Below are 24,169 nucleotides of genomic sequence, written 5' to 3' on the forward strand. Positions count from 1 at the left end.
GTACACGCCGCCGTCAAGCGCCGGTATCGGTCATCGGGAGGATGCGGGTCGATTCTCCGGTGACGCGCCGCGTCAGTCGACCCAGGTGGCCAGGAAGAGGTTCGTATCCCCCTCGTTCTTGCCGTTCCGGTTGGAGGAGAAGACCAGCTGCTTGCCGTCGGGGCTGAACATCGGGAAGGCCTCGAAGACCGGGGAGTGGGTGATCCGCTCGAGGGTGGCCTCGGGATCGTCCGCCTCGGAGTCGATCATGAAGATGTCGAAGTTGCGGTGCCCGGAAGAGCCGAGGTTGGAGGAGAAGAGGACCCGCCGGTTGTCCGGCAGGAAGTAGGGGGCGAAGTTCGCCGCGCCGTTGTCGGTGATCTGCCGGGCCTCGCTGCCGTCGGCGTTCCCCACGTAGATCTCCATCCGGGAGGGGCGCACCAGGTTCTTCCTCAGGAGGATCTGGTAGTCGATCAGCGCGTCGCCCTCGGGGCGGGAGGCCCGCCAGACCAGCTTCGAGCAGTCGGGGCTGAAGAAGGCGCCGCCGTCGTAGCCGGGCTCGGAGGTCAGCCGCGTCGGCGCCTGCTCCGGGTGCTTCGGGTCCATCAGGTAGAGGTCGAGGTCGCCGTCGCGGGTCGAGGTGAAGACCATCCGGCCGTCCGCGAAGCAGACCGTGGCCTCGGCGTCGTAGCCGGGGCTCTTCGTGAGGTTCACGGGCTTGCCCCGCTTCCCCTGCAGGTAGATCTCGTAGCCCGGGTAGATGGCCCAGACGTAGCCCTGGCTGTGGTCGGGCTCGGGGGGGCACTCCTTGCCGGCCTCGTGGGTGGAGGCGTAGACGATCTCCTTGCCCTCGGGGAAGGTGTAGTAGGCGCAGGTGGTGCGGCCCTTGCCGCTGGAGACCTGCTTCACCTTCCCCTTCTCGAGATCGTAGGTGTAGATGCGGTCGCACTTCACCTTGCCGCCCCGGGCCTGGAAGACGAGGGACTTCCCGTCGGGGGCCCAGTAGGCCTCGGCGTTCTCGCCCTCGAAGGTCAGCTGCTTCACGTCCTTCAGGTGCCGCTCCTCTCCCGGGTAGAGGAGGGTGACCGGATCCATCTTCGCGTCGTCGGCGATCTCGGCCACGGCCTGGCCGGAGGCCCCCTTCGTCTTGCGGACGTAGTGCGAGGTGTGGTCCTCCTCCTCCGCCTCCTCCTCGTCGTCGGCTGCCTCGCTCTCCTCTTCCTTCGCGGCGGCGCCGTGCCCGCCCCCGTGCTTGCCGCCGCCCTTCTTCTCCGAGCGGTCGCCGAGGGTGGCGGCGAGGGTGAGCTCCTCCTCACCGCGCTTCACGATCACCTCGATGACGTCCCCCGGCTTGTGATCGCGCAGGACGAAGGTCATGTCGTAGAGGTTGTCGACGCCCCGGCCGCCCATCGAGACGATCACGTCGCCGCCCTTCAGGCCGGCCGTCTTCGCCGGGCCCGAGGGGTTCACCCCGGAGATCTTCACGCCGCCGGCGGCGCCGGGGCTCATGGCGGTGTAGTCGGGGATGGTGCCGAGCCAGGCGCCGAAGCCCCGGCTGTCGCCGGAGAAGGTCGGGCCGCTGGTGCTCTCGCGGTAGGCGATCCGGGTCTCGGCGGTCGCGGCCTTCAGGGCCACGCCGGCCACGGTGACCATCACCTTCTCGGCGCCGTCGTAGTCGATCTTCGGCTCGTCGTCGGAGGGGGAGTGGTAGTCCTCGTGGGCGCCGGTGAAGAAGTGCAGCACCGGCACGCCGTTGGCGTAGAAGGGGGTCTGGTCGCTGGGGCCGTAGCCGTCGCCCTGGGTCTGCAGCTTCACCTCCGCGAGCGTCGCGGCCTCCTGGGTCCAGCCGTCGATGGAGGTGCCGCTCTCGGTGCCGAGGACGACGAGGGTGTCGTCCTTCATGCGGCCGATCATGTCGAGGTTGAGCATGAGGTTGGTGGCCGAGAGCTTCTCCACCGGCGCCTCGACGTAGTGGGAGGAGCCGGCCAGCCCCACCTCCTCGCCGTTGAAGGCGGCGAAGACGAAGCTGCGGTGGCTCTCGGCCCCGGCCAGGGCCTCGGAGGCCCGCAGGCGGCGGGCCAGGATGGGCAGGGCCGCGGCGCCCGAGGCGTTGTCGTCGGCCCCGTTGTGGATGGCCCGCTCGCCGGGGCTCATGGTGCCCGACTGGCCGTAGCCGAGGTGGTCGAAGTGCGCGCCGATGACGACGGTCTCCTCCGCCAGGGCGCCCTTGCCCGGCAGGCGGCCCAGCACGTTGCAGAGGTTGCGCTGCTCGCGCTCGAGGACGACCTGCCCCTTCACCTTGCCCAGGCTCTTGGGGCTGCTCTTGAAGGTCTCGTCGATGGCCTTCACCTCCGAGAGCAGGTCGGTGCCGGCGGCGGTGAGCCAGACGTCGGCCACGGCGGGCAGGAGGTGGAGCACCGGCAGGCCGGCGGAGCTCTGGGCCTCGGTGGGGGAGAGGCGGGCGACCTTGCGGTCGGGCTCCTCGCCCTCCTCCGGCGGGGTGACGAAGATGACCGCCTTCGCGCCCCGGCCCTTCGCCTCGAAGACCTTCCGGCGCAGCTCGGAGTGCCGGCTGGGGCGGTCACCGTTGAGCGGGCTCTCGGGGTCCTTCTCCCGCGGCTCGAAGCGCAGCATCAGCAGGACCTTGCCGGCGGCGTCGAAGCCCTCGTAGTCGCTGTAGCCCTCGTCCGGGGCGTGGATGCCGTAGCCGACGAAGTAGAGCTCGCCCTCGAAGGGCGCCGAGACCGAGAAGGGCGCCGTGCCCAGCTTGCTCGTGGCCACCCCCTCGCCCTCGCGGGAGAGCTCGAGGGTCTCGACCTTCGTCTCGACCGGGTGGTCGAAGCACTGCATCCAGCCGCCCTCGGCGCCGGCCGGCTCGAGGCCGGAGTCGGCGAAGGTGCGGGCCAGCAGCTCCGCGGCCTTCTTGTTGCCCTCGGTGCGCACGCCCCGTCCCTCGAGGGCGTCCGAGGCCAGGGCCCGCAAGATCTCCCGGTACTCCTCGACGGTGGAGGGGCGGATCGGGCGCGGGGGCGGCTTCAGCGCGGCGCAGGCCCCGGCCCCGAGGAGGAGGGCCGGCGCGGCGAGGAGGAGGGCGGCGACGAGGGCGAGCACGGAAGAGGTCGGCTTCATGGGGCGCAAAATTCCCTGCTTCGGCGCCGGTTTCAAGGGCGCGCGGATGTCGCTCGCCCCGGCCGGGCGCCTTGGGGTAGTAGAGGAGGGGGGACCGCACCGGTCGCCGGGAGGAGAGGACATGCCGAATCTGCAGCTCGAGCCCAAGCAGAATCTCTCGTCGTTCCGAAAGATCGCCCTGGGGACCTGGAAGACGGCCTACGACCCCAGCGTCTACGGCAGCATGGATCTCGATGTCACCGAGACCATGGAGTACATCGAGCAGTTCCGGGCGAAGACCGGGCGCAAGCTGACGGTCACCCACCTCCTGGCCCGCACCGCCGGGGCCGTGATGGAGGAGATGCCCGACGCCAACTCGATCCTGCGCTGGGGCCGCCTCTACGTGCGCAAGCAGGTCGGCGTCTTCTTCCAGGTCGCGATGGAGGATCCGGAGACCGGCGAGATCGATCTCTCGGGCGCCACGGTCCACGACCCCGAGAAGATGAGCATCGTCGAGCTGATGGACGCCTTCGACTCGCAGGTGAAGAAGGTGCGCAAGGGCGAGGACGAGAAGCTCGAGTCCTCCCGCAACCTCTTCAGGAGCCTGCCCTGGTTCCTGGTCTGGCCGATCCTCAACCTCATCGGCTTCCTCGGCTACACCCTCAACCTCGACCTGCGCTTGCTCGGCGTGCCCAAGGACGCCTTCGGCTCGCTGATGATCACCAACATCGGCTCCCTGGGGCTCTCCGAGGCCTACGTGCCCCTGGTCCCCTACAGCCGCATCCCCCTGCTGCTGGCGGTGGGTGAGGTGAAGGACCGGGCGGTGGTGGTCGATGGCGAGATCGCGATCCGGAAGATCATGCGGATCTCGGCCACCTTCGATCACCGGGTCCTCGACGGGATGCACGCCTCCGTGATGGCCCGGGTGATGCGCCAGTGGATGGAGCACCCCTTCGAGCACTTCGATCCGATCGACGACCTGAGCGCCGAGCCCGCTCAGCTCGAGGCGGCCGAGGGCGAGGGCGCCTGAAGAGAGCGCGGTGAAGGGCGTCCCCGAGAGCGCGCTCCTCGCGGCCCGGACCCTGGCCGCGCAGGGTGAGGCGGCCCCGGGCCGGCCCCGGGGCCCCCGCGCGCTGGTCTGCGTCGTGGGGACCGAGCTCTGGCCGGCCCTCGGGGTGGCGGCCTGGGTGGCGCCCGAGCAGATCCTCCTCTTGCGCCTGGCCCGCCCGCCCGGGGACGACGGCGCCCCCAACCTGATGGAGGCCCTGGCCCGGGTCTGCGAGATCTCCTTCGATCGGATCGAGCAGCAGTGGCTCGAGGGCGAGGCCGAGGCGGCCCTCTACGGAGAGGTCCGGGACTTCCTCTCCCGCGGCAAGCTCGATCCGGCCCGGGTGGTGGTGGACGTGAGCGGGGCCGATCCCCTGGGGCGGGCGGCCGGCGCGCTGGTGGCCGAGGCCGCCGGGGCCCGGCTGGCGCTGCTCTCCGGGGCAGAGGGCGAGGAGCAGGTGCGGCTCCTGGCGAGCCCGACCCGGGCCTCCGGCACCGACGCGCTGGCGCGGGTGCGCGAGGCCTTCGACGGCGGCCGCTACGCCGACGCCGAGGTCCGGGCCCGGGAGCTGGCCGGGCAGCTCTACGAGCCGCGGGAGGCCGAGGCCCTGGCCAGCCTGGCCGCGGGCTACGGCGCCTGGCACCGCTTCGACTTCGAGGCCGCCGAGGCGCCGCTGGCCGACTTCCTCGAGCTGACCCGGAAGCACGAGGGGCAGGGGGGCTGGGCCTGGGCCGCCGAGCTCCGCGAGCGGGTGGGGGAGAACCTCGAGGCCCTGCGCGAGCTGCGCCGGGTGCCCGAGCGCCCCGCGCGGCTCGAGGAGGGGCTGCCGGCGATCCTGAACCACCTCGCCGCGACCCACCGGGCCATGACCCAGGTCGATCTCGACGACGCCCTGCTCCTGCTCCACGGCGCGGTCGAGCGCTGGGTCGATCTCGTCCTGCGCTGCGAGCACGCGCTCGATCCGGACGACCACGCGGTGATCCCGCTCCCCGATCCCGAGGTCGAGGCCCGCTTCCACGCGCTGGGGGAGCAGCTCTTCGAGGGCTACCGGCCCCTGCCGGCCCAGGGGCCGCTCCTCTTCCGCCGGGCGGTGCAGCTGCTCGGCGCCCTCGACGCCGATCGCATCACCCCGGGAGACCTGGGCTGGCTGCAGGGCCTGGGGCACATGCGCAACGCGCTGGCCCACGCCCTGGTGCCCACCCACCCGACGGCGAAGCTGCTGCAGCCCAAGCTCGGGCGGGTCGAGGCCTGGTTCGAGGGGCAGCTGGGGGAGGGCGCGCTCTCGCGGCGGCTGCGGCGCTTCACCTTCCCGCCGCTGGGCTAGCCACCAGGGGGCTTTCCGTCAGGTCCCGGGTGGGATGCCGCGCTGCGCCACGCTGGAATGACGCGGTGCTCCGTGATACCCGATCCGGTCACCACGAACCCCCTTCCAGGAGACATTCCATGCCCGAGTTCTCTGCCGACGTCCGTGACCTGAAGTTCGTGCTCTTCGAGCAGGGTGGCTTCGAGAAGCTCCTCGAGACCCCGAAGTACGCCGAGCTCGATCGGGAGACCGCCGAGGCCATGCTCGACGAGGCCTACAAGTTCGCGAGGGAGCAGCTCGCTCCGCTCAACGGCCCCGCCGACAAGAACGGCGCGACCTACGACAAGGCCACCAGCAAGGTGACGCTCCCCGAGGGCTTCAAGCCCGCCTACGAGCTCTTCAGCCAGAACGGCTGGCTCTCCATGGCGCACTCCGCCGAGTGGGGCGGCATGGGCATGCCCTACTCCCTGGGCCTGGCCTGCAACGACTTCTTCTTCGGCGCCTGCCTCTCCTTCTGCCTCAACGCCCTCCTCGGTGTGGGCAGCGCCCACCTCATCGAGGTCTTCGGCAGCGACGAGCTGAAGAAGACCTACCTCGAGAAGATGTACTCCGGAGAGTGGGCCGGCACGATGTGCCTCACCGAGTCCCAGGCCGGCACCGACGTCGGCGCCCTGCGCACCAAGGCGAAGAGGGACGGCGACCACTACCTCATCGAGGGTGAGAAGATCTTCATCACCTTCGGCGACCACGACCTCACCGACAATATCGTCCACGCCGTGCTGGCCCGCATCGAGGGCGCCCCCGAGGGCACCAAGGGCATCTCGCTCTTCGCCGTGCCGAAGTACCGGGTGAACGCCGACGGCAGCATCGGTGAGCCCAACGACGTGCGCTGCTCCGGCATCGAGCACAAGATGGGCATCCACGGCTCGCCCACCTGCACCATGGTCTTCGGCGAGAACGAGGCCTGCCACGGCTACCTCCTCGGCGAGGAGAACAAGGGCATGCGGGCCATGTTCCAGATGATGAACGAGGCCCGGATCTCGGTCGGCCTGCAGGGCGCCTCGGGCGCCAACGCCGCCTTCCGCTACGCCCTCGACTACGCCAAGGAGCGGGTGCAGAGCCCCGACCTGATGAAGGGCAAGGACTCCAGGCCCACCACCATCATCCACCACCCCGACGTCCGCCGGATGCTCTCCTGGCAGAAGGCCATCTCCGAGGGTCTCCGGGCCCTGCTGGTGCGCACGGCCATCTGGGAGGACCTCTCCCACGCCGCCGAGGACGAGGCCGAGCGGGCCAAGTACGAGGGGCTGGTCGCCCTGCTCACCCCGGTGTGCAAGGCCTACGCCTCCGACATGGGCTTCCGCTCCATCGAGATGGCGGTCCAGACCCTGGGCGGCTACGGCTACACCTCGGAGTACCCGGTGGAGCAGTACCTGCGCGACACCAAGATCGCCTCGATCTACGAGGGGACCAACGGCGTGCAGGCCCTCGACCTGGTCGGCCGCAAGCTGGGCCTCAACGGCGGCCAGGCGGTGCAGGACCTCTCGGCCATCGTGATGGGCACCATCGGCGCCACCGCCGAGAACCCCGAGCTGGCCGGCGCCTCGAAGGCCCTGGGCGGCGCGCTGCAGGATCTGGGCGGCGTGACGATGAAGTTCGCCCAGGAGGGCCGCGAGAACCCGATGCTGCCGGTGCTGAACGCCGCCCCCTACCTCGACCTCTTCGGCCTGGTGGTGCTCGGCTGGCTGCTCCTCGAGCAGGCCTCCCTGGCCCTGCCGAAGCTGGAGGCGATCGCCAAGGCCAAGGGCGTGGATCTCTCCGACGCCAAGGCCCGCGCGGGCCTGTGCAAGGACGATCCCGAGGCGGCCTACTACGAGGGCAAGATCCAGACCGCGAACTTCTACGCGGCGCGCGAGCTGCCCCTGGCGCGCGGCAAGGCGAAGGCCATCTCGGCGGACGACGTCACGCCGATGACCATGCCCTTCTGACTAGTGGGGGGAGCGTCAGCTCCCCCCACACCCCCCAGCTCGGGCCAGGGGTACACGGCTCCGCGACCCGCATCCGGCTAGGCGCCGGCTGCGGGTCGCTTCGGTTTCGGGGTGCCCGGTTGCGGGTCTCGCACCGGGCGAGATTCGGTCCCCGCAAGAGGCCGTAGCGAAGCGGGACCTCCATGGAGACCAGCGGCACGGAATGGACTGAACATTCCGCCGGGAACTCGAACCTGTCCGTGAAGTCCTTTGCGCACGCCACGCCCGCCAGGCTCAGCGCGAGGACCAGAATTGCAGTGATGGAGAGGCTCTTCATTGGCTCGGCGTTGTTGCCGGCCACCGTGAGGTGCCTCCGCGACCCTGAAGGCCAGGGACACGGATCGGCACTCGACTCCTCGAGCGCCCTCAGCCTTCCGCGAACCTCAGTGCACCTGCCGCGGCCACTTGGGAACGACCACCCCGAGGGAGACGATCATCCGGAAGGCCTCGTCCACGCTCATCTCCAGCTCCACCACGTCGTCCGCCGGGACCATGAGGATGAAGCCCGAGGTCGGGTTCGGCGTCGTGGGCAGGAAGACCGCCACCACCTCCGACTCGGTCTTCTCCTGCACCTCCCCCAGCCGCGAGCCGGTGAGGAAGGCGATGGCCCGCGAGTCCCGGTGCGGCCAGCGGATCAGCACGACCTTGCGGAACGACTTGCTGTCCGGCGCCAGCACCGTCTCGGCCAGCTGCTTGCTGCCCCGGTAGAGGCTGCCGACGAAGGGGATCCGGCCCAGGAGCGCCTCGCCGGCGGCGACCAGCCGGTGGCCGAAGAAGTGGGTGACGGCCAGGCCCGTGAGGAAGAGCAGGACCAGGGCCAGGAGGATGCCCAGGCCCGGGATCTCGAAGCCGAGCAGCTCCGAGGGGCGGATGGCCTTCGGCACCAGCACGAGGAGCTTGTCCACCAGCTGGACCAGGAAGCGCAGCACGAAGAAGGTGATCATCACCGGCACCCAGATCAAGAGACCGGTGATCAGGTACTTGCGGACGAAGTGTCTCGGCGGCGTGCGTTCTGGCTCCACGGCCCCCATCCTAGGCCCGCCGGCGCCCGGCACCCACCCATCCTTTTCGCTGCCCTCTCCTTTCTCCGTGTCGATCCCGAGCCCCTTTGGGGTATGCCTGCACCCGCACCCCAGCTTCGAAAGCGAGCCCAGCAGTTGAAGATCGGCATCCTCTCCCGCAAGCCCTCCCTCTACTCGACGCGGCGCCTCAAGGAGGCCGCCCGCGCGCGGGGCCACAGCGTCACGGTCGTCGACTACTCGCGCTGCTACATGAACATCACCTCCCACCGCCCGGCGGTGCTCTTCAAGGGCAAGGCGCTCTCCTTCGACGCCATCATCCCGCGCATCGGCTCCTCGATGACCTTCTACGGGACGGCGGTCGTGCGGCAGTTCGAGATGATGAACATCTTCTCGGCCAACGAGTCCCAGGCCATCGCCCGCTCCCGGGACAAGCTGCGGGCCCTCCAGCTCCTCTCGGCCGAGGGGATCGGCCTGCCGGTGACCGGCTTCGCCCGCTCGACCCAGGACGTGGATGGGATCATCGACGTGGTGGGCGGCGCCCCCCTGATCGTGAAGCTCATCGAGGGCACCCAGGGCGTCGGCGTGGTCCTGGCCGAGACCTACAAGGCGGCCGAGTCGGTGATCAGCGCGTTTCGCCAGCTCGACGCGAACATCCTGGTGCAGGAGTTCATCAAGGAGGCCGGCGGCTCGGACATCCGGGCCTTCGTGGTGGACGGCAAGGTGGTCGCCGCGATGAAGCGGCAGGGGCCCCCGGGCGAGTTCCGCTCGAACCTCCACCGCGGCGGCAGCGCCGAGAAGATCCGGCTCACCCCCGAGGAGCGCAGCACCGCGGTGCGCTCGGCGAAGATCCTCGGGCTGCGGGTGGCCGGCGTCGACATGCTGCGCTCGAACCACGGTCCGGTCGTGATGGAGGTGAACTCCTCGCCGGGCCTCGAGGGCATCGAGGCCGCCTCCGGCAAGGACGTGGCCGACAAGATCATCGCTTTCCTGGAGAAGAACGCCCACACCGGGCGGCGGAAGGACCGTGTCAAAGGCTGAACGACGCCCCTCGTTCCGGCTCGGAGAGCACGAGGTGCGAGCCGGGAAGCGAGCTCACCTCGAGCTCCCGGTCGCCCGGCTGCCCTCGGGCAACTGGATGAACCTGCCCCTGGTGGTGCTGCACGGGCGGCGCCCGGGGCCCACCCTCTGGCTGTCCGGCGCCATCCACGGTGAAGAGCTCAACGGCGTGGGCATCATCCACGACCTGCTCCCGCGCCTCGACGCGCGCGAGCTCTCGGGGACGCTCCTGGCCGCCCCGATCGTGAACGGCTTCGGGGTGATGGAGGGCTCGCGCTACCTGCCCGACCGCCGGGACCTCAACCGCTCCTTCCCGGGCTCGAACCGCGGCTCGCTGGCCTCGCGCCTGGCGCACCTCTTCTTCCAGCAGGTGGTCATCCGCGGCGACCTCGGCATCGATCTGCACACCGGCGCCGCCGGCCGCGAGAACCACCCGCAGCTGCGCTGCGACCTCGACCACCCCGAGACCCACGCCTACGCCGAGGCCTTCAGCGCACCGCTCACGCTCCACTCGGACCTGCGGGACGGCTCCCTGCGCGCCGCCGCCTGCGAGCGGGACATCCCGGTGCTCCTCTTCGAGGTCGGCGGCGCCCTGCGCTTCTCGCCCTCGGGCATCCGCGAGGGGGTGAACGGCATCCTCCGGGTGATGGAGAAGGCGGGGATGATCGAGGGCCCGGCGCCCCCGCCCAGCGGGCCGGCCCTCTTCTCGCGGCGCAGCCGCTGGATCCGGGCCCGCCGCAGCGGCTTCTGCTACCTGCGCGCCGATCTCGGCGAGCGGGTCACCCAGGGTCAGGTGCTGGCGGTGATCGGCGACGGCATCGGCAAGGACGAGACGCGGGTGCGCGCCCGCTCACCGGGCCTGGTCATCGCGGTGGACCGCTCGGCCCAGGTCTACCAGGGCGACGCCCTGGTCCACGTGGCGGAGCTCGAGGCGTGAAGAGGAAGCTCCGCCCCCCGAAGGTCCTCATCGGCTGGCGGGAGTGGGTCGAGCTGCCCTCCCTCGGCATCGAGCGGATCAAGGCCAAGATCGACACCGGCGCGCGCACCTCGGCGCTCCACGCGGACGTCGTGCGGACCTACCACCGGGCGGGCCGCTGCTTCGTCACCTTCCGGGTCCACCCGACCCAGCGCTCGCTCTCGCCCGAGCTCGAGGTCCACGCCGAGATGATCGACGAGCGGCAGGTCCGCTCCTCCAGCGGGAAGGCCGAGCTGCGGCCGGTGATCCTCACCACGCTGCAGCTGGGCGAGGAGCGCTGGCCGATCGAGATCACCCTGACCCGCCGCGACCTCATGGGCTTCCGGATGCTGCTGGGGCGCCAGGCCCTGCGCCGCCGGGTGCGGATCGATCCGGGGCGCTCCTTCCTCCTGGGGCGTCAGTCCCGGACGTAGTGGCAGGTGTAGCCGCTCGGGTTCTTCTCCAGGTAGTCCTGGTGGTAGCTCTCGGCGGGCCAGAAGGGGCCGGCCGGCACCACCTGGGTGACGATCGGGTTCTTCCAGCGGCCCGACTTCCCGGCGCGCTCGAGGGCGGCCCGGGCCTCGGCCACCTGCTTCTCGCCCACGGTGAAGATGGCCGAGCGGTACTGGGTGCCCCGGTCGTTGCCCTGGCGGTTCGGGGTGGTCGGGTCGTGGATCCGGAAGAAGAAGTCGAGGAGCTCTCCGTAGCTCACCTTCTTCGGATCGAAGACGATCCTCACGGATTCGGCGTGGCCGCTGTCGCCGCCCTTCACGTCGGAGTAGGTCGCGTTCGCGAGGTCTCCGCCGGTGTAGCCGACCTCGGTGTCGATCACCCCGGGCAGCTCGCGGATCAGGTCCTCCATCCCCCAGAAGCAGCCGCCGGCCAGGTAGGCGACCTCCTGGCCCTTCGCCGCCGGCTTCGGCGCGGGAGTGGGGGCGTCGCCGGCGCGGGCCGAGGCGACGAGGGCGGCGGTGCCCAGGAGGAGGGCGGCGAGGAGGAGGGGACGCAGGTGCTTCATGGCGGGGCTTCCTTTCGATCGCTACTTCGCTCCGCGACGAGAGGAGGTTACGCCCGCCCCGCGAGCGGGCCAGCCGGAGCCCCGGGCGGCCTTCAGTAGACGTCGGTGGCGAGCAGGGCGGCGAGGCCCGCGGCCTTCTCGCCCGGCGCGAGGGGAAGCTCCGCCAGGAAGGCGGCGTCCTCCGCCTCGGGCACCGCCGCCAGCAGCGCCGCGGCGGGCCCCTCGGGCGCCGGGGGGCCCCGCTCGGCCCGGTCCCGCACCCAGAGCTCGGCCAGCTCCTCCAGCAGGGGATCGACCGCGAGGCCCTCCTCCAGCCGGTGGCGCAGGGTCGCCGCGGCCGCGCGTCCCTGGTGGAGGATCACGACCGGGACCGGGTGGGCCTCGCGCAGCCCGGAGAGCGCCTCGAGGGCGGCGGCCGCCCGCTCGAGCTCGCCCAGGCGCAGGGCGGCCTCGACGATGCGGGAGTGGATCACGGCGGCCGGCCAGGGGCCCCGGGCCCGGGCGTCGAGGAGGCGCTCGGCCCGCTCCAGCGCTGGCGCCAGGTCCTCCCCCGAGAGGAGCGCCAGGCGCAGCCGCTCGTGGGCCAGGTAGAGGGCGTTGCTCCCCTGCCAGCCCTCGCTCATGCCGGAGGCGCCGTCGTTGGCGGCCTCGGCCCGCTCGAGGGCGGCGCGGGCCTCCTCGTGGCGCCCCAGCCGGGCGAGGGCAGCGAGGGTGTAGCAGTGGGAGATGTTCGCCTCCCAGGGGGCCGCCTCCTCGAAGGCGGCGAGGGCGTCGGCGAGGTGGAGCAGGGCGGCGTCGTCATCCCCCGTGTGCGCGGCGATGCGCCCCCGGGTGGAGAGGATCCGCGCGGCCTCCAGCGCGTCGCCCGCCTGCCGGGCCGCCCCGAGGGCCGCGTCGGCGTAGCGCCAGGCCTCCTCGCCGCGGCCCAGCTCGATGAGCAGGCTCGCCAGCGCGTTGAGGAGGCGGGCGGTCACGGCGTGCTTCGGGCGGTTGGCGCCGCCCTCCTCCTCGAGGAGCCACTGCAGGTGGGTGGCGGCCTCCATGGCGCCCTTGCGATCGCCGGCGTAGGCCCGGTACCGGCAGAGCAGCACCTGGGTCTCGGTGTGGGCCTGCACCAGCGCCCAGGGCGGCTCCTCGGCCCAGCCCGCCGCTGCCACCAGGTGGCCGTAGGCGTCCTGCAGGGCCTCCAGGCGCCCGAGCAGCACGGGGGGCGGGACCGAGCGGGTGCGATCGAGCCAGGCCGCCTCGTGGGCGGCGTCCAGCCAGCTGCTCACGCTGGGCGGGCGGGGCGCCGCGGCGTCCTCGAGCCCGAAGAGGGAGAGGAGCTCCGCGAGGGTCTCGACCGGCACCAGCTCCGGGCCCTCCCCGGCGAAGGCCTCCGGCCCGAGGCCCGCGGGCACGACGAGACGCTCGACGCAGGGGCGCTCTCGCCGCAGGGCCTCGCGCTTGGCCGCGACGCTGCGCTCGCGGTTGCCACCCAGGCGCAGCCGCCCCTGGGCGTCGAGGTGGCCGGTGACCGCGATGTCCTGGGGCAGCGGCCGCTCGCTCCAGCAGGAGAGGAGCATCAGCAGGAGGGCGGCGCCCATCGAGCTGCCCTCCACCCGCTCCAGGGCGTCGAGGCCGGGGTCGAGGCAGACCAGGCGGTGCCAGCCGCGCAGGGGCTCCAGGGGCGGCGCGCCCAGGGCGCGGGCGGCCTGCGCGTAGGCCTCGCCCGCCGTGTCGCGGGCGACCTCGTCGATCTCGACGGCGGGCCAGAAGGAGGCGAAGGGGCGGTCGCCCTCCTCGCGGGAGAGGAGGCCCAGCCGGATCACCGCCCCGAGGTGATCGTGGGAGGAGAGCCAGTAGGTGGCGCCGAGGAGCGGCTCCGGCCGCCGGAAGGCCCGGGAGGGCAGGGGAAGCTCGGTGTCGCCCACCTCCCGGAAGCGCGCCTGCAGGGCCTCGGCCTCGGCCTCCTCGAGGGAGCCCGGGGGCAGGAGGCGGGCGAGGTTCCAGGCCCGCTGGCGCAGGGGGCCGCGGCGCGGATCGCCGGCCTCACCCTCCCGGGCGAGCTCCTCCAGGCGCGCGAGGGCCCTCCGCAGGGCGTGGACGGGACGCAGGGCGTCGGCAGGCGTGATCACTCCTGCGGATCGTCCCCGGCCAGGGGCGTGATGGCAAGGGCCTCCCTGCGCGGCTCGCCCCCCTCGGGGTCGGCCAGGGAGACTCGCAGGGCGCGCGACCCGGCGCCCGCGCCGGCCAGGGGCACCCACCAGGCCAGGGCCAGGGGGGAGCGGTGGGGCAGGCCGGGGGCCTGGGGCTCGAGGCGGACCTCGAGGATGGCGTCGAAGTCGCCCCCGGCGTGGCGCACCACCAGGCCGGGCGGCGTCTCGTCGTCGTGCTCGGCCAGGCCGTGGGTGTGCACCAGCACCTCGCCGTCGAAGAGGGAGGCCACCGGGGCGCCCAGGGGGCGAGCGAGGATGGCCTCGGGCTCGGAGGCGGCCTCACCGCCGAACTGCAGCGAGGAGAGCTGCTCCAGGGCCCGGGGGGAGAGGCCCAGGGCCTGCAGGGCCGAGCCCACCAGGGGGCGGGTGAGGAAGCGCTCGATCTCCTCGCGGTGCTCCCCGGCGAGGAGGAGGTTGGCCCACCAGGCGCCGGGCGTGTGCCGGGCGATGGCCAGCAGCCAGGCGGGGACCTCCGGGTCGTGGCGCAGGGCCGCGGCCATCCGGTCGCGGCGGGCCGAGGCGCGGCCGTCGAGGGCATGGCAGCGGCGCAGGAGCTCGCGCTCCAGGCCCTCCCGGCCGGTCAGCCCGAGGGCCCAGGAGAGGCTCTCGAGATCGTCGCGCCGGGCGAGCACGGCCACCACGCCCGCGGGATCGTTGCCGCCGTCGAGGGCCACCAGGCCCGCCTCCAGGCCGTCCGAGAGGGCGTCGACCTTGGCCCGCAGGGCGGCCTCGGCGTGGGTCAGGTCCAGGGCACGCAGGCCGGCCTCGAGGGACTTGCGGGCGCCCCCCGGGAGGTGGCCGCCCCGCAGGAGGCGCCCGGCGGCGATCAGGGCCGCCGGGGGCTGCTCGTCCGGGGCGCGCAGCGCGTCCAGGGAGGGGCCATCGAGCCACTCGGGCAGGAGGGCCGGGTCTTCGATCCAGGGTGTCGAGGCCATCGTCACGATCTCCAGGAGCGCGGTCGAAAAGAGGGCAGGCCTTCGCCTGCCTTGGGTCAGGAATCGCCCTCCCGACGACCCGCAGGCGCCTCTTCTGACGCCTCGTCGCAGCCCAGCAGGCGGGTCATCAGATCGACCTCCACGACGCCGATCTCGCCGGTCTCGTGGAGCGCCGCGATGGCCGCGCAGGCCGCCACCTTGCCCCGGCGGCGGTACTGGTAGACCCGGTCCCGGGCCCGCCGGCGGTCGGTGGCGCTCGCCTCGCCGCCGGGATCGGCCCAGCGGGCGATCTGCGGCTCGATCTCCTCTCCGAGGAGGTGGGCCTCGAGGTGGATCCGGACGTTGTCCTGGACACGCTCGAGGTCGCGGGCCCGGTGCAGCCGGGAGAGGCTGCCCAGGAGCATCCCGAAGAGGTGCTCGAGGTCGGCGGCGAAGACCGGATCGTCGTCCGCCGGCGCCTTCACCGCCGGGGCGTCGTCGAGGTTCACCTTGTTCTTGCGCGAGCGGAAGTAGTCGATGGCGTAGCGCTGCAGGATCCGGTTGCACCAGGCGCGGGCCGCCCGGTCGTCCTCCCCCCGGAAGCGGCTCCGCCCGAGGGACGCCTCCAGCACCACCTTGTGGATGGCCTCCTCGACGATGACCTGGGGCAGGTGGGGGAAGCGCCGGCGGAGGGTCCCGCCCCCGAAGCGCTGCACCATCGCGTAGAGCGCGGCGGCCGCCGCGTCGCGCTCGCGGCGCGGCAGCTCGTCGTCGGCGAGGGTTCGCAGGAGCTCCCAGAGGGCCATGGCGGGCCATTCTATGCCAGGGAAGGCCCCGGGTAGCCACCACGGCCATTGACGGCCCCCGGTGTCAGACCCACAGTGACCCCCCGTCGCTGGGGCCCCCGTTGCGAGGCCAGGAGGAGACACCATGGAAGCCATCGTTCGGCTCGAGGGAGTCGAGAAGGACTACGAGCTCGGCAAGACCATCGTCCCCGCGCTGCGCGAGATCGATCTCGAGATCGCCCGGGGCGAGTTCACGACCATCGCCGGACCCTCGGGCAGCGGGAAGACCACCCTGCTGAACCTCGTGGGCTGCGTGGACGTGGCCACCCGGGGCGAGGTGCACGTGGACGGCCACGAGACCCACAACCTCTCGGACCGGGCCCTGACCACCCTGCGGCTGAACACCCTCGGCTTCATCTTCCAGTCCTTCAACCTGGTGCCGGTGCTCTCGGTCTTCCAGAACGTCGAGCTGCCCCTCCTCCTCGGCGGGAGGCTCTCGAAGAAGGAGCGCAAGGAGCGGGTCGAGGAGATCATGGAGCGGGTGGGGCTGGCCGATCAGCTCCGGAAGCGCCCCAACGAGCTCTCCGGCGGGCAGCGCCAGCGGGTCGCCATCGGGCGGGCCCTCGTCGGGCGGCCGAAGATCGTCCTGGCCGACGAGCCCACCGCCAACCTCGACTCGAAGACCGGCGCCAACATCATCGACCTGATGCGGGAGCTCAACCAGCAGGACCACACCACCTTCATCTTCTCCACCCACGACCCGCGGGTCTGGGAGCACGCCCGCCGGATCATCAAGCTGGAGGACGGCCGGATCGTCGCGGACGAGCCGGGGGCGGCGAGCGGTGAGCTGCCGCCCCCGCCCGCGGGCGAGGAGGCCTCCACCGGGGCGAGCGCGTCATGAATAAGGTCGCCGCCACCGGGCTCCTGCTGCGCATGTCGATGCGCAGCCTCTGGAGCCACAAGATCAAGAGCCTCATCGTGGGCTTCCTGATGTTCTTCGGCACCTTCCTGGTGGTCCTCGGCAGCGCCATGCTCGACTCGATCGAGCACTCGATGGAGCGCACCGTGGTCTCAAGCCTGGCCGGGCACCTCCAGGCCTACGACGCCACCGCCCGGGACGACCTGGCCCTCTTCGGGGGCAGCTTCATGGGCTCGGAGGACATCGGGAAGATCGACGACTTCGCGCCGGTGAAGCAGGCGCTGCTCGAGACGGAGGGGGTCGCCGCCGCCGTGCCGATGGGGCTGACCTCGGCGATGGTGGTGAAGGCCGGCGAGCTCGACAAGGTGCTCGAGAAGCTCCGGGACGCCGCCGAGGCCGAAGACGCCGGGGCGATGGCGATCCTGGGGGAGCAGGTGCGGCAGATCGCCCGCGACCTGATCCCCGACTACGAGCGCAGCCGGGCCCTGGCCGCCGACCAGGCCAAGGTCGACGGGCAGCTGGCCATCCTGGAGGAGATGAGCTCGGAGCCCTTCTGGGCGAGCCTGAGCGAGGATCCCATCCCCCACATCGACCGCCTCGACAGCGAGCTCGCGCCCCTGGCCGAGGAGGGGAAGTCGCTCTGGCTGCGCATCCTCGGGACCGACCTCGAGGTCTTCGCCCAGAACTTCGATCGCCTGAAGGTGGTCGAGGGAGAGCTGCCGCCGCCAGGAAGGCGCGGCATCCTCCTCTCGAAGCGCTTCTACGAGAAGCAGGCCAAGCACCGGATCGCCCGGGCCCTGGACCGCCTGCACGAGGGGGTCACCGAGCGCGGGCAGACCATCGCCGACGATCCCCTGCTCTCCGACCAGGCCAAGCGCCTGCCGGATCAGTACCAGCGGATCCTCTTCGAGCTCACCCCCGCCTCGGGGGAGGCCCTCGACGCGAAGCTGAAGGAGCGCTTCCCGGAGGTGGAGGGGGCGCTGAAGGACCGCCTCAGGGCCTTCCTCACCGTGGACGACTCGAACATCCGGGAGCGGCACGCGGCCTTCTACGAGGAGATCGCCCCGCTCATCGAGCTCTACCCGGTGGCCATCGGCGAGAAGCTGATCCTGCGCTCCTTCACCAAGGCGGGCTACCAGAAGGCCACGCCGGTGCAGGTCTGGGGCATCTTCGAGTTCTCGGGCCTCGAGAGCTCCGACCTCGCCGGCGCCCAGAACCTCATGGATCTGATCACCTTCCGCGAGGTCTACGGCGTGATGACCCCCGCCAAGAAGGCGGAGCTCGCGCAGATCAAGGAGGCGGCCGGCCTCGAGGACGTCGGCGCCGACGACGCCGAGGCGGCCCTCTTCGGGGAGGACAGCGCCCTGGTCGAGGAGGCCTCCGAGACCGGCTTCGACGAGCTGGCGGGCGTCGATCTCGCCGAGGGCGCCGCGGCCTCCCAGCTCGACGACCGCACCTACACCCAGGCGGAGATCGACTCGGGCCTGGCCCTCTCGGTGGCGGTCATCGCCGCGGATCCCGAGCACGTGCCCGAGCTCCAGGCGCGGGTCGAGCAGCAGCTCGCCGCCGCGGGCCTCGAGCTGAAGGTGGTGGGCTGGCAGAAGGCGGCCGGCATGGTGGGGCAGTTCCTCTGGGTGAACCGGGCGGTGCTCTACCTGGCCATCTTCTTCATCTTCGCGGTGGCCCTCTTCATCATCAACAACTCGATGGTCATCGCGACCCTCGAGCGGGTCCCGGAGATCGGCACCCTGCGGGCCATCGGCGCCCAGCGCAGCTTCATCACCAGCCAGGTGCTGACCGAGACCATCGCCCTGGGCGTGCTGGCCGGGGGGCTGGGCGCCGCCTTCGCCCTCTTCATCCTCCAGGCGCTGGGGCAGGCCGGCATCCCCGCCGGCGGCGTCGACATCCTGGTCTTCCTCTTCAGCGGACCGAAGCTCTACCCCAGCGTGGGGCTGGTCCACGTGCTCATCGGCGTGGCGACCATCCTCGTGGTGAGCATCCTCTCCACCGTCTACCCGGCCTGGATCGCCACCCGCGTCCAGCCGGTCGTCGCCATGGGCGCGGGGGAGTAGCCTCATGGGCGTCTATCTGATCCTCGCCATCCGGAACCTCGTCCAGGCCCGCCGCCGGACCCTGCTGATCGGCTCGGCCCTCGGGCTGGTCACGGCCCTCTTCGTGATCCTCCTCTCCCTCTCCCAGGGGATGACCGACACGATGATGCGGGTGGCCACCACCCTCTCCGCCGGCCACGTGAACGTCGCGGGCTTCTACAAGCAGAGCGCCCGGGAGGCCGCGCCGATGGTCACCGGGGCCGCGGCGGTCCGGAAGATCGTCGAGGAGAAGACCCCGGGCCTCGACTACGTCATCGATCGCCAGCGGGGCTGGGCGAAGATCGTCAGCGACACCACCTCGCTCTACGCGGGCCTCACCGGCGTGACCATCGCCGAGGAGGGCCGCCTCCTGGCGGAGCTGCAGATCACCGCCGGAGATCCGCAGCAGCTCACCGGCAACGACACCTGCATGATCTTCGAGGCCCAGGCCGAGCGCCTCCAGGTCGGGGTGGGGGACCTGCTGACCATCGCCTCCCAGGACACCAGCGGCCGGAGCAACTCGGCCGACGTGCGGGTGGTCGCGATCGCCGCCGACCTGGGCTTCATGAGCAACTGGTCCTTCTTCGTCCCGAAGGAGACCATCTACGAGCTCTACGACATGAACCGGGAGACCACCGGGGTCATCCAGGTCTACCTGAAGGACGCCGAGCAGGCCTCGGCGACGATGGGCACGCTGCGGACGGCCCTCTCCGAGGCGGGCTACGAGCTGATGGACCACCAGCCCTTGCCCTTCTGGGCCAAGTTCGAGCGGGTCTCGGGCGAGGACTGGCGCGGGCAGCGCCTGGACCTGACGACCTGGGACGACGAGGTCTCCTTCCTGAAGTGGGTGGTCACCGCCCTCGACACCATCTCGGTGGTGCTGATCGTCATCCTCCTGGGCATCATCATCGTCGGGATCATGAACACCATGTGGATCTCGGTGCGCGAGCGGACCCGGGAGATCGGCACCCTGCGGGCCATCGGCATGCACCGCCGCCGGGTGCTGATGATGTTCCTCATCGAGGCCCTGCTCCTGGGGCTGGCCGGAACCCTGGCCGGCGCGCTCGCCGGCGCCCTCCTGGGGGTGGTCGTCGATCTCGCCGCCATCAAGGTGCCCTGGCCGGCGCTGAAGGCCGTGCTGATGAGCGACCAGATCCACCTGGTGGTGGGCTTCGCCCAGGTCGCCGGCGCGGTCCTCGTCTTCACCCTCGTCACCGGCCTCGCGGCCCTCTGGCCGGCCCTGCGCGCCGCCAAGCTCCGTCCCATCACCGCCATCCAGAGAGTGGGCTAGTCCACCATGAGAACCATCTGCCTCGCCCTCCTCGCGGGTCTGCTGCTCCAGGCGGCGCCCGCCCTCGCCGCCCCCCTCGACGCCGCCGGCATGAAGGCGCTGCTCGAGAAGCTCGACGACCGTCAGCGCAACTCGGGCGACTACAAGTCCCTGGTCTTCATCGAGCAGAAGGAGAAGGGGAAGAGCGACCTCGTCTACGAGGCGGTCATCTACCGCCGGGACGAGGACGACAAGCTGATGATCCTCTTCATCAAGCCCAAGAGCGAGGCGGGGAAGGGCTACCTGCGCCTCGACAAGAACCTCTTCATGTACGACCCCTCCATCGGGAAGTGGGACCGGCGCACCGAGCGCGAGCGGATCGGTGGCACGAACTCGCAGCGCTCGGACTTCGACGAGTCCCGCCTGGCCGAGGAGTTCGACCCCGAGTACCTCGGGGAGGAGAAGCTCGGGAAGTTCACCACCCACCACCTGAAGCTGAAGGCGAAGACGGACGCCGACGTCGCCTACCCGGTCATCGAGATGTGGATCGACCAGGAGACCTCGAACATCCTCAAGCAGCAGGAGTTCGCGGTCTCCGGCCGGCTGATGCGGACCAGCTACTACCCCAAGTGGGGGAAGATCTTCTCCGAGTCGAAGGGGGAGGAGATCTTCTTCCCCAAGGAGATCCGCATCTTCGACGAGCTGGAGAAGGGGAAGTCGACCACCATCGTGATGCTGAAGGTGGATCTGGCGCCGCTGCCGGCGAACATCTTCACCAAGGCGTGGCTCGAGAGTAAGTCGAGATGACACGGCTCGCTCCCTGGTTGGCGGCGCTGGTGGTCTGTGCTCCCGGGGGGGTCCGGGCACAGGAAGAAGCAGCCGTGGACGTGCACGTGGACGTGGACGTCGACGAGGCTCGGGATGCGGAGATCTTCGGGGAGGCTTCGGCCGAGGCTGAGGCGGATGCTGAGGCTCGTGAAGACGAGATCTTCGGGGACGGGGACGGGGACGGCGCTCCGGAGGATGCGGCCAATGATCTGGGGCTCGCACCGGGGCTCTCCGATGCCGACATCGGGGTGAAGCTCGACGAGGCGGAGGATCCGCTGGCGATCGGGGGGCGGCTCTACCTGCGCCTCGACTGGACGGCGCTGGAGGAGGGCTACCCGGAGGACTTCTCCTGGAGCACGCCGGCGCTGATGGATCTCTACCTCGACGCGCGGCCCAACGAGCGGCTGCGGGCCTTCGTGAAGGGTCGGCTCTCCCACGACTTCACCGCCCGGGGGGACGAGGTCGGCCTCGACGGGAGCCCGGTGGCCCCCACCCGGGTGATGCTGGATCAGCTCTGGGTGAAGTGGGACCTGAGCCGGACCCTCTTCCTGACCGTCGGCCAGCAGCCCCTGCGCTGGGGCTCGGGGCGCTTCTGGAACCCCACCGACTTCCTGAACAAGCGCTTCAAGGACCCCCTGGCGGTCTTCGACGAGCGCCTCGGCCTCCCGCTGGTGAAGCTGCACCTGCCCCTGGAGTCGCTGGGCTGGAACCTCTACGCCATCGCCGACTTCGACGGCGCCCGCATCCCCGAGGACGTCACCGGCGCCTTCCGGGCCGAGGCCCTCTTCGGCACCACCGAGCTGGCCCTCTCGGCGGCGGTGGGCAAGGACGAGCCCCTGCGCCTGGGGGCGGACGTCACCACCGGCCTCTGGGTGCTGGACCTTCGCCTGGAGACGGCCCTGCTCCACGGGGTGAAGACCCCCTACTTCGAGGGGGAGTTCGACCTGGCGGGCGGCCGGATCCCGACCCTGGTCGATCGCAGCGACGACTGGATCGTGCGGGTGACCGCCGGCGCCGAGCTGGGCATCAACCTCAACGACGAGGACGCCCTCTACCTGGGGGTCGAGTACTTCTACAACGGCATGGGCTACGAGGGCGCCGGGCTCTACCCCTGGCTGCTGGCCTACCCCTACCTCCAGGCCGCCCAGGGGCTCTCCTCACCGGCCCTCTTCACCCCCTTCTACCTGGGCCGCCACTACGCCTCCTTCTACGCGGCGCTGCCGGCACCCGGGCGCTGGGACGACGTGAGCTTCACCCTCTCCGCGCTCTCGAACCTGAGCGACCGATCGGTCGTGGCACGGCTGGATTTTTCCGTTCAGCTCGTTACCTATCTCCGGCTGAACGCATATTTCTCGCAGCACCTCGGTCAGGAGGGTGAGCTGCGATTCGGCATGGAGGTGCCCCCTCTGCCGGTCGAGGGTTTGGAGCAAGGATTCCGGGTAGTTCCGCCCCTCCTCGATCTCGGGGTGGGACTCACGCTCACCCTCTGAGCGCCAGGCGAGAGGCAAAGCGTGCACCCTCTTTCCGGGGGGATCGCTAAAGCTGCGTTCAACTCGTTCCAGCTGTCGGAAAACCCCCACGAACTGGCGGTTTCTCGTGGCATGGCAGTTGCTCTGTAAATCGGTATCCGTGTGTCAGGGCGGGGGCCGCCGAAGACGGGACGCCCATGAATACCCTCGATACCTACCTGCAGTCGGTGGGTCGCCATCCGTTGCTGGAGCCAGCGGAGGAGACGCGCCTGGCTCGCCGCTTCCGTACGACCGGAGATCCGGCCGCCCGGGAGAAGCTGATCACCGCGAACCTGCGCTTCGTGGTCAGCGTCGCCAAGGGGTATCGCCGCTACGGCCTCCCCTTCATCGATCTGGTCCAGGAGGGCAACCTCGGCCTGATCCGGGCGGTCGAGAAGTTCGACCCCGATCGGGGCGTGCGGCTCATCACCTACGCCCGCTGGTGGATCCGCGCCTTCATCCAGAGCCACATCCTGCGCTCCTGGTCCCTGGTGCGGGTCGGCGGCACCCGGGCCGACCGCCGCCTCTTCTTCGCCCTCTCCCGGGCCCAGCACGCCCTGGGGAAGGTCGGCCTCGACGACGGCCTCGACGAGGAGGCCATCGCCGCCGAGGTGGGCCTCTCTCCGGAGGTGGTCCGCAAGAGCGCCCCCCGCATCGCCCGCCGGGACGCCAGCCTCGACGCCCCCGCCGGCGAGGAGGGGCAGGAGACCCTCCTCTCCCTCGTCGCCTCCCCGGCGCCGGGCCCCGACGAGGCCGTCCTGCGGCAGTCGGTGCGGGAGGACGTGGCCGACCGCCTCGACGCCGCCCTGGCCCACATGGACGAGCGCAGCCGGGCCGTGCTCCAGCGCCGGGTGCTCTCCGACGACCCGGCGCCCCTGCGCCGCCTCGGCCGCGAGCTGCACCTCTCCCGCGAGGGCGTGCGCCAGATCCAGGCCCGCAGCCTCCAGAGCCTCCGCGAGCGCTTCGACGAGTTCGAGGACTACGTGCCCCGCGAGGACAAGGGCTCACCGACGGCCAATTTCGGCTAGGCCGGGGGGGAGCGTTCAGCTCCCGAACGCCGAAACGGCCGGAGGATCGCTCCTCCGGCCGTTCTTCGTTCCGTCCTGGATCCAGGTGGGGGCTACTCGCCCTCTTCCTGCGCGAAGCCCGGAGTCGGGAAGGCGTTGAGCGCCTTCACGTAGTTGGCTCTCTCGAAGACGCCGGGCTGCGGCACGTTGGCGTGGCTCATGCTGCCCTTGAGCTGATCGAGGGAGCTGTACTCGTGCTCCTCCAGCCAGCGGGCGAGGTCGGCCTTGAGGGTGCCGAGGTGGCCCGGACCGCGGCGCAGCAGCGAGGCGAGCACCATGGTGACGTCCGCGCCGGCCATCATCGCCTTCACGACGTCGGTCGCCTCGTGGACGCCGCCGGTGGCCGCCAGGGAGGCCTCGGTCTGACCCCGGAGGATGGCGATCCAGCGCAGGGCCACCCGCAGGTCGTTCGAGTCCGAGAGATCCACCCGCGGCACCACCTCGAGGGCGTCGAGGTCGATGTCCGGCTGGTAGAAGCGGTTGAAGAGGACGAGGCCGTCGGCCCCCTCCTTCAGCAGCTTCCGGGCGAGCCAGGCCACGTTGGTGAAGTAGGGGGCGAGCTTCACGGCGACCGGGATGTCCACGGTGCGCCGCACCTCCCGCAGCACCGAGAGGTAGTCCTCCTCGATCTCCGAGGGCGGGAGGAGGGGGTCGGTGGGCAGGAAGTAGATGTTCAGCTCGAGAGCGTCGGCGCCGGCCTGCTCGATGTAGCGAGCGTACTGCAGCCAGCCGCCGGGCGAGACGCCGTTGAGGCTGCCGATGATCGGGATGCTCACCGCCTCCCGGGCCTTGCGGATGTGCTCGACGTAGAGCTCCGGCTCGAGCTGGAAGCTCGAGGGCTCGGGCAGGTACTCCATCGCCTCGGCGGTGGAGTCGGTGCCCTGCAGGAGGAACATGTCCAGCTCGTGGATCTCGCGGTTCACCTGCTCCTCGAAGAGCGAGTAGACGACCACCGCGGCGGCGCCCTCGTCCTCGAGGCGCTTGATGCCCGAGAGGCTACGGGAGATGGGGCCCGCCGAGACGACGAGCGGGTTGTCGAGCTCGAGGCCGAGATACGTGGTCTTCAGGTTCATC

Annotated in this window: 19 protein-coding genes; 12 read left to right on the top strand and 7 right to left on the bottom strand. The window is 71.1% G+C overall.

Going from position 1 to position 24,169, the window contains the following annotated elements; genetic code table 11:
• Window positions 1-72 precede the first annotated feature (72 nt).
• Window positions 73-3,108 (bottom strand): M28 family peptidase, encoded by a 3,036-nt coding sequence (locus P1V51_02220; GenBank protein MDF1561828.1) that lies wholly within the window; start codon window positions 3,106-3,108, stop codon window positions 73-75.
• A 121-nt stretch (window positions 3,109-3,229) separates the two neighbouring features.
• On the opposite strand from P1V51_02220, the gene P1V51_02225 reads away from it, so the two are divergent.
• The 3 genes from P1V51_02225 to P1V51_02235 all read left to right on the top strand — a co-directional run bounded on the left by P1V51_02225 (window position 3,230) and on the right by P1V51_02235 (window position 7,426).
• Complete coding sequence (locus P1V51_02225) at window positions 3,230-4,117, top strand: 2-oxo acid dehydrogenase subunit E2 (protein MDF1561829.1); 888 nt, start codon at window positions 3,230-3,232, stop codon at window positions 4,115-4,117.
• A gap of 10 nt (window positions 4,118-4,127) precedes the next feature.
• The gene (locus tag P1V51_02230) at window positions 4,128-5,459 is read left to right on the top strand and encodes a hypothetical protein (GenBank protein ID MDF1561830.1); all 1,332 of its coding nucleotides are present in this window, start codon (window positions 4,128-4,130) and stop codon (window positions 5,457-5,459) included.
• A gap of 119 nt (window positions 5,460-5,578) precedes the next feature.
• Window positions 5,579-7,426 (top strand): acyl-CoA dehydrogenase, encoded by a 1,848-nt coding sequence (locus P1V51_02235; GenBank protein ID MDF1561831.1) that lies wholly within the window; start codon window positions 5,579-5,581, stop codon window positions 7,424-7,426.
• Between the two features lie 422 nt (window positions 7,427-7,848).
• Here the strand turns inward: P1V51_02235 and P1V51_02240 are convergent, their stop codons facing one another.
• On the bottom strand, window positions 7,849-8,409 hold the full coding sequence (locus P1V51_02240) for a DUF502 domain-containing protein (protein MDF1561832.1): 561 nt from the start codon (window positions 8,407-8,409) through the stop codon (window positions 7,849-7,851).
• Window positions 8,410-8,622: 213 nt separating this feature from the next.
• Here P1V51_02240 and rimK point away from each other — a divergent pair, with 213 nt between their 5' ends.
• The 3 genes from rimK to P1V51_02255 are packed head-to-tail and all read left to right on the top strand — an operon-like array spanning window position 8,623 to window position 10,932.
• Window positions 8,623-9,525, top strand: a complete 903-nt coding sequence (rimK, locus tag P1V51_02245; GenBank protein MDF1561833.1) for a 30S ribosomal protein S6--L-glutamate ligase — start codon at window positions 8,623-8,625, stop codon at window positions 9,523-9,525.
• 34 nt (window positions 9,526-9,559) lie between these two features.
• Window positions 9,560-10,480, top strand: a complete 921-nt coding sequence (locus tag P1V51_02250; GenBank protein MDF1561834.1) for a succinylglutamate desuccinylase/aspartoacylase family protein — start codon at window positions 9,560-9,562, stop codon at window positions 10,478-10,480.
• Complete coding sequence (locus P1V51_02255) at window positions 10,477-10,932, top strand: RimK/LysX family protein (protein ID MDF1561835.1); 456 nt, start codon at window positions 10,477-10,479, stop codon at window positions 10,930-10,932. The genes P1V51_02250 and P1V51_02255 overlap by 4 nt, the downstream gene beginning before the upstream one ends.
• On the opposite strand, the gene msrA is transcribed toward P1V51_02255, so the two are convergent.
• From msrA to P1V51_02275, 4 genes are all read right to left on the bottom strand, one after another.
• Window positions 10,917-11,516: a peptide-methionine (S)-S-oxide reductase MsrA gene (gene msrA, locus P1V51_02260; protein ID MDF1561836.1), complete on the bottom strand. Its 600-nt coding sequence runs from the start codon at window positions 11,514-11,516 to the stop codon at window positions 10,917-10,919. The two genes, P1V51_02255 and msrA, sit on opposite strands and share 16 nt — an antisense overlap.
• A gap of 92 nt (window positions 11,517-11,608) precedes the next feature.
• On the bottom strand, window positions 11,609-13,633 hold the full coding sequence (locus P1V51_02265) for a tetratricopeptide repeat protein (GenBank protein ID MDF1561837.1): 2,025 nt from the start codon (window positions 13,631-13,633) through the stop codon (window positions 11,609-11,611).
• On the bottom strand, window positions 13,630-14,649 hold the full coding sequence (locus tag P1V51_02270; GenBank protein ID MDF1561838.1) for a hypothetical protein: 1,020 nt from the start codon (window positions 14,647-14,649) through the stop codon (window positions 13,630-13,632). Before P1V51_02270 ends, P1V51_02265 begins: the two co-directional genes overlap by 4 nt.
• Window positions 14,650-14,705: 56 nt before the next feature.
• Window positions 14,706-15,434, bottom strand: coding sequence for a hypothetical protein (locus P1V51_02275; GenBank protein MDF1561839.1), 729 nt, complete (start codon window positions 15,432-15,434; stop codon window positions 14,706-14,708).
• Window positions 15,435-15,558: 124 nt separating this feature from the next.
• On the opposite strand from P1V51_02275, the gene P1V51_02280 reads away from it, so the two are divergent.
• The 6 genes from P1V51_02280 to P1V51_02305 all read left to right on the top strand — a co-directional run bounded on the left by P1V51_02280 (window position 15,559) and on the right by P1V51_02305 (window position 23,056).
• Window positions 15,559-16,314: an ABC transporter ATP-binding protein gene (locus P1V51_02280; protein MDF1561840.1), complete on the top strand. Its 756-nt coding sequence runs from the start codon at window positions 15,559-15,561 to the stop codon at window positions 16,312-16,314.
• Window positions 16,311-18,404: an FtsX-like permease family protein gene (locus tag P1V51_02285; GenBank protein ID MDF1561841.1), complete on the top strand. Its 2,094-nt coding sequence runs from the start codon at window positions 16,311-16,313 to the stop codon at window positions 18,402-18,404. The genes P1V51_02280 and P1V51_02285 overlap by 4 nt, the downstream gene beginning before the upstream one ends.
• 4 nt (window positions 18,405-18,408) lie before the next feature.
• A complete protein-coding gene (locus P1V51_02290; GenBank protein MDF1561842.1) occupies window positions 18,409-19,713 on the top strand; it encodes an FtsX-like permease family protein in 1,305 nt (434 codons plus the stop codon).
• Window positions 19,714-19,719: 6 nt separating this feature from the next.
• On the top strand, window positions 19,720-20,499 hold the full coding sequence (locus tag P1V51_02295) for an outer membrane lipoprotein-sorting protein (protein ID MDF1561843.1): 780 nt from the start codon (window positions 19,720-19,722) through the stop codon (window positions 20,497-20,499).
• Window positions 20,496-22,010 (top strand): hypothetical protein, encoded by a 1,515-nt coding sequence (locus tag P1V51_02300; protein ID MDF1561844.1) that lies wholly within the window; start codon window positions 20,496-20,498, stop codon window positions 22,008-22,010. Before P1V51_02295 ends, P1V51_02300 begins: the two co-directional genes overlap by 4 nt.
• A gap of 176 nt (window positions 22,011-22,186) precedes the next feature.
• Window positions 22,187-23,056 (top strand): RNA polymerase factor sigma-32, encoded by an 870-nt coding sequence (locus P1V51_02305; protein ID MDF1561845.1) that lies wholly within the window; start codon window positions 22,187-22,189, stop codon window positions 23,054-23,056.
• Window positions 23,057-23,148: 92 nt separating this feature from the next.
• Here the strand turns inward: P1V51_02305 and P1V51_02310 are convergent, their stop codons facing one another.
• Window positions 23,149-24,168 carry a dihydroorotate dehydrogenase-like protein gene (locus P1V51_02310; protein ID MDF1561846.1) on the bottom strand — a complete coding sequence of 340 codons (1,020 nt, stop codon included), beginning with the start codon at window positions 24,166-24,168 and terminating at the stop codon, window positions 23,149-23,151.
• Window position 24,169: the final 1 nt, after the last annotated feature.

This window comes from Deltaproteobacteria bacterium (genome assembly GCA_029210625.1).
In the GTDB taxonomy this organism is placed as follows: domain Bacteria; phylum Myxococcota; class Myxococcia; order SLRQ01; family SLRQ01; genus JARGFU01.

Coding starts and splice junctions, on each gene's coding strand:
- P1V51_02280 (MDF1561840.1), top strand. CDS start 15,559: ATGGAAGCCATCGTTCGGCTCGAGGGAGTCGAGAAGGACTACGAGCTC.
- P1V51_02240 (MDF1561832.1), bottom strand. CDS start 8,409: ATGATCACCTTCTTCGTGCTGCGCTTCCTGGTCCAGCTGGTGGACAAG.
- P1V51_02300 (MDF1561844.1), top strand. CDS start 20,496: ATGACACGGCTCGCTCCCTGGTTGGCGGCGCTGGTGGTCTGTGCTCCC.
- P1V51_02220 (MDF1561828.1), bottom strand. CDS start 3,108: ATGAAGCCGACCTCTTCCGTGCTCGCCCTCGTCGCCGCCCTCCTCCTC.
- P1V51_02270 (MDF1561838.1), bottom strand. CDS start 14,649: ATGGCCTCGACACCCTGGATCGAAGACCCGGCCCTCCTGCCCGAGTGG.
- P1V51_02235 (MDF1561831.1), top strand. CDS start 5,579: ATGCCCGAGTTCTCTGCCGACGTCCGTGACCTGAAGTTCGTGCTCTTC.
- P1V51_02295 (MDF1561843.1), top strand. CDS start 19,720: ATGAGAACCATCTGCCTCGCCCTCCTCGCGGGTCTGCTGCTCCAGGCG.
- P1V51_02305 (MDF1561845.1), top strand. CDS start 22,187: ATGAATACCCTCGATACCTACCTGCAGTCGGTGGGTCGCCATCCGTTG.
- P1V51_02310 (MDF1561846.1), bottom strand. CDS start 24,168: ATGAACCTGAAGACCACGTATCTCGGCCTCGAGCTCGACAACCCGCTC.
- msrA (MDF1561836.1), bottom strand. CDS start 11,516: ATGAAGCACCTGCGTCCCCTCCTCCTCGCCGCCCTCCTCCTGGGCACC.
- P1V51_02290 (MDF1561842.1), top strand. CDS start 18,409: ATGGGCGTCTATCTGATCCTCGCCATCCGGAACCTCGTCCAGGCCCGC.
- P1V51_02275 (MDF1561839.1), bottom strand. CDS start 15,434: ATGGCCCTCTGGGAGCTCCTGCGAACCCTCGCCGACGACGAGCTGCCG.
- P1V51_02285 (MDF1561841.1), top strand. CDS start 16,311: ATGAATAAGGTCGCCGCCACCGGGCTCCTGCTGCGCATGTCGATGCGC.
- P1V51_02225 (MDF1561829.1), top strand. CDS start 3,230: ATGCCGAATCTGCAGCTCGAGCCCAAGCAGAATCTCTCGTCGTTCCGA.